Source organism: Aminobacter sp. P4_H6_2 (assembly GCF_056400805.1).
Map to the genome: position 1 here is coordinate 1 of NZ_JBFUKO010000507.1, position 4,040 is coordinate 4,040.

Below are 4,040 nucleotides of genomic sequence, written 5' to 3' on the forward strand. Positions count from 1 at the left end.
TCCTTGCCCCGTTTGGCTCTGTGCGCCCTTGGCGAGGCGCATCTGCCGTCTGGTGCGCAGATGCGCCGTCAGTTCCTTCTTGAGCACCCCTCGCGACTGGATGAACAGGCTGCGATAGATCGCTTCATGAGATATCCGCATGATGGGATCGCCCGGGTACTCTCGCCTCAGCCAGCCTGCAATCTGCTCCGGCGACCACTGCAGCGCCAGCTTTTGCGCCACTCGCCACCTTAGCCGTCCAGAGCACGCCAGACGACACTGCTTCGGACGAAGCGCTCGCTCCCAAGCTTGCTTGTCTGCCCGAGTTGCGCGATACGTTTTTGCACCGCCATTGCGCGCGATCTCGCGACATATCGTTGATGGGGATCGCCCCAGACTGCGTGCAATAGCGCGGATAGCAAGACCTGCCGCAATCCCCCGAGAGATTCTTCGCGCTCCGCCAGCTCAAGCGCCGAAGCCGCTCTACGCCTTGCTGCCGGAGCAATGCCGCCGTGCAAGGATACGATCCGCTGAACACCGCCCTTGTTCCGGCGGTCCAGTGACCGCGAGATCGACGAAATGCTCTGACCTTGCTTCCATCGTTCCCAAAGCTCGGCCTTCTGCGCTGACGTAAACCAGACCCGTGACGTCACCATGCGACACCTCCTCATCCTCTCAGATTAAAGGTGTTGCCACGATCGGTTGAACCCGCCGCCTGATCCCGGTCGTTGAGCTGACTGTTGCCACTGCCTGAAAGCAGATGACATTGTTGGCGCCCCTTCTGGAGGTCGCGGTTCGCGCTGCGGGCGGGCATTGGACGTTTGCCAGCAAGCGGACGTTGACAACGAACACCCCAAAGAAGCGCCTCGCTGGTTCCTCTCGATCTTCGCTATCTCGCTGTCAGTCATCCGCTCCGTTAGATCAAAGAACACCCAGGCCCGGCTTGGGAGGAACATCCAACAAGCAGGAGGAGCCACGGCTGGCGCACTTTGAAGCCAGACTGGTTCATTCGAATTTCCAACTGCGAACCAATTGACATAATGGTTCTCAGCGCTTGTTGGTTGAGTGTATCGGTTTATCGAACACCGCGTCGTATTTGTGGGGAAACTTGCTATAAGTCAGCCGCGCAGCCGATTGCGGAATGTCGAAACTTTCAATACGGTCCGAAAGCTAATGTGAACCTTTCGTCATAATGATTACAAATTAGAGGCTTCCATGCCGCCTCGTGCCAAAACTGCCGCAAGCTCTGGATACGCCGTCAAGCGGTTGCGCGTTCTATTGGGCGCAGTTCCGTCCGATGGTGAACTGCGGTTGCCGCCCGAGCGGGAACTGGCGGAGGAAATCGGCGTCGGGAGGCGCGCTCTGCGCAGCGCGCTGGACATTTTGGAAGACGAGGGCCTCATCTGGCGCCGGCAGGGCAAGGGAACCTTTGGCGGCTCTCAACAGGTTTCGAGCACGCTGCGCGTCAACAACCTCGCCGAATTCACCAATCCGCTCGAAGTTATGGAAGTGCGCATTGAAATCGAGCCGGTTCTGGCGCGCCTCGCAGCCACAAAGGCGACGCCAGCGCTGATCCAGCAGCTTGAACGATTGGCGACAAAGGCGGGGGAGTCCAACGACACGGATTCCTGGGAGCTTTGGGACGGAGCGTTTCACCGCAAGATCGCCGAAGCCGCAGGCAACCAGCTTTTCATCCTTTTCATGGGCATGATCGATCAGATCAGGCAGAACGATGCATGGCGCCATTTTCGTGAGCGTACACGCTCGGCTGGGCGCACCACGCTGTCGATTCAACAACACGAAGCCCTGATCGAAGCAATTCGCCGGTTCCATCCCGCCGAGGCGGAGGCCGCGATGCGCGAGCATCTTATGTCGCTGCGCGCGGCGCTGATCGAAAAAATGTAGGCGGGCAAAACCGGCTGCAGACAAAGACATGTCCGACGGGGTGCGGACTTGGAAAGTTAATTCACGGAGGGAATGAAATGAATTGCCTAAAGAAACTGCTGTTGGCCGCGACCGTCATGGTTTCCGCCTCGTCGGCTTTTGCCGCCGACTTGCGCATCGGCCTGCAGGACGATGCCGATATCCTCGATCCACACCGCGCCAGGACCTTCGTCGGACGCATTGTATTCACCTCGCTGTGTGACAAGCTTTTCGACATCAACGAGAAGCTGGAGATACGGCCGCAACTGGCCAAGGAATGGACATGGTCGGCTGACGGCAAGGCACTTACCGTCAAGCTGCGCGACAATGGCAAATTCCATGACGGCACGACAATCGACGCCACCGCGGTCAAGGCCAATCTCGAGCGGGCCAAGACGCTGCCTGATTCGCTTCGCAAAAGCGAAGTTGCCTCGATCGATACCGTTGAAGTTGTTGATGCCACAACCCTAGTGATCCACCTCGTCAAGCCGGACGCGTCGCTGTTGTCGCAGCTCTCGGACCGCGCCGGCATGATCCTGTCGCCCAAGGCCTTCGAAACCGCCGATTTTGGCCAGAACCCGGTTTGCTCCGGCCCTTACAAGTTCGTCCAGCGTATCCAGAATGATCGCATCGTGCTGGAGAAGTTCGCCGACTATTGGGATGCGGCCAATTTCAACTATGACAAGCTTACCTTCATCCCGATTTCGGATTCCACGGTGCGCCTGGCGAACCTTCGGGCGGGCGATCTTGATCTCATCGAGCGCATCGCTCCTTCGGATGTCGAGACCGTGAAGGGCGATTCCAATCTGGCGTTCTATCCGGTCACCGGAACCGGCTACCAGGCTTTGACCTTCAACATGAAGAAGGGCGACAAGGACACGTTCCCGATCGGATACGACAAGCGCATCCGTCAGGCGTTCGAACTGTCGATCGACCGCAGCGTCATCAACGAAGTTGTCGGACAGGGCATCTTCCAGCCTGCCTATCAGCCGTTTCCGCCGACAAGCTTTGCCTATGACAAGAAGTTCGAAAGCCGCCAGCGCGACGTCGCCAAGGCCAAGGCTCTGCTGGCCGAAGCCGGTCATGAGCGCGTGAAGCTGGAAATCGCCTTCGGCAATAGCACCGCCTCGCAGCAGGTCTACGAGCTGATCCAGGCCATGTCGGCAGAAGCCGGTTTCGACATCTCGCTGCGCCCGACAGAGTTCGCCGCGCTGCAGTCGGCGCTGAAGGAAGGTGACTTCGAAGCCGGCCAGAGCGGCTGGTCGGGTCGTGCCGATCCGGATGGCAACATCCACGGCTTCGTCAGCTGCAAGGGCAATCTCAACGATGCTCATTTCTGCAGCGAGAAAGTCGATGCGCTGCTCGAGGAGGCGCGTAGCCTGACCGATACGGCCAAGCGCAAGGCGCTATATGACCAGGTCCAGGAGATCACCCAGGACGAGTTGCCGATCGTCTATCTCTACTATCAGCCGTGGCCGTTCGCGCTGCGTGCCAACATCAAGGGCTTCACCGCCTATCCCGACGGCATGATCCGCCTCAAAGGCGTTTCGACCGAAGGTTAACGTTCGTCGGCATGGAGCGGCCAGTCCAGCGGCCGCTCCCTTGTTTTCCCGCTCCCGCTTCAAAGTGCTTTTCCCATGATCGAGATCGTTTTCAGACGATGCATCGTCGTCCTGCCTACGCTGCTGCTCGTCTCCATGCTGGTTTTCGGCATGCAGAAACTTCTGCCCGGCGATCCCATCCTCACCATGGTCGGTGAGGATCGTGACCCGCAAACGATCGCGTACCTGCAGGAGAAGTATCGCCTCAACGATCCGATCCCGGTTCAGTATGTCGCGTGGCTCGGGCAGATCATGCAGGGCGATCTTGGAATCTCGCTGCGCACAGAGCAGCCCGTTCTCAGCCTGATCGCCCAGAAGTTGCCCGTCACCATCCAGTTGGCCGCTTTTGCCATGATCGTCGCGTTTTTGATCGGCGTTCCGGCCGGCATCATTTCTGCGATACGCAAAGGCACCGCCACCGACTATGCGATCAACGTCGTGGCGCTTTCAGGCCTATCGATCCCCAATTTCTGGCTCGGCCTCATGCTTATTCTGCTGGTGTCGGTTCAATGGCAATTGCTTCCGGCATCCGGCTAC

The 4,040-nt window shown here is 58.8% G+C and carries 3 protein-coding genes and 1 pseudogene; 3 read left to right on the forward strand and 1 reads right to left on the reverse strand.

The window, feature by feature from the left end:
• Positions 1–635: pseudogene (locus AC1DUU_RS25375) on the reverse strand (transposase); the annotation flags it as partial.
• Between the two features lie 559 nt (positions 636–1,194).
• Here AC1DUU_RS25375 and AC1DUU_RS25380 point away from each other — a divergent pair.
• The 3 genes from AC1DUU_RS25380 to AC1DUU_RS25390 all read left to right on the forward strand — a co-directional run.
• Positions 1,195–1,884 carry a FadR/GntR family transcriptional regulator gene (locus AC1DUU_RS25380; RefSeq protein WP_476786138.1) on the forward strand — a complete coding sequence of 230 codons (690 nt, stop codon included), beginning with the start codon at positions 1,195–1,197 and terminating at the stop codon, positions 1,882–1,884.
• Between the two features lie 77 nt (positions 1,885–1,961).
• Positions 1,962–3,464: an ABC transporter substrate-binding protein gene (locus AC1DUU_RS25385; RefSeq protein WP_476786139.1), complete on the forward strand. Its 1,503-nt coding sequence runs from the start codon at positions 1,962–1,964 to the stop codon at positions 3,462–3,464.
• A 75-nt stretch (positions 3,465–3,539) separates the two neighbouring features.
• Positions 3,540–4,040 (forward strand): ABC transporter permease (locus AC1DUU_RS25390; RefSeq protein WP_476786140.1); only part of this gene is annotated, 501 nt, incomplete at its 3' end.

Bases quoted from the DNA above. Each gene is read 5' to 3' on its own strand.
- AC1DUU_RS25380 (WP_476786138.1), top strand. From the start codon at position 1,195: ATGCCGCCTCGTGCCAAAACTGCCGCAAGCTCTGGATACGCCGTCAAG.
- AC1DUU_RS25385 (WP_476786139.1), top strand. From the start codon at position 1,962: ATGAATTGCCTAAAGAAACTGCTGTTGGCCGCGACCGTCATGGTTTCC.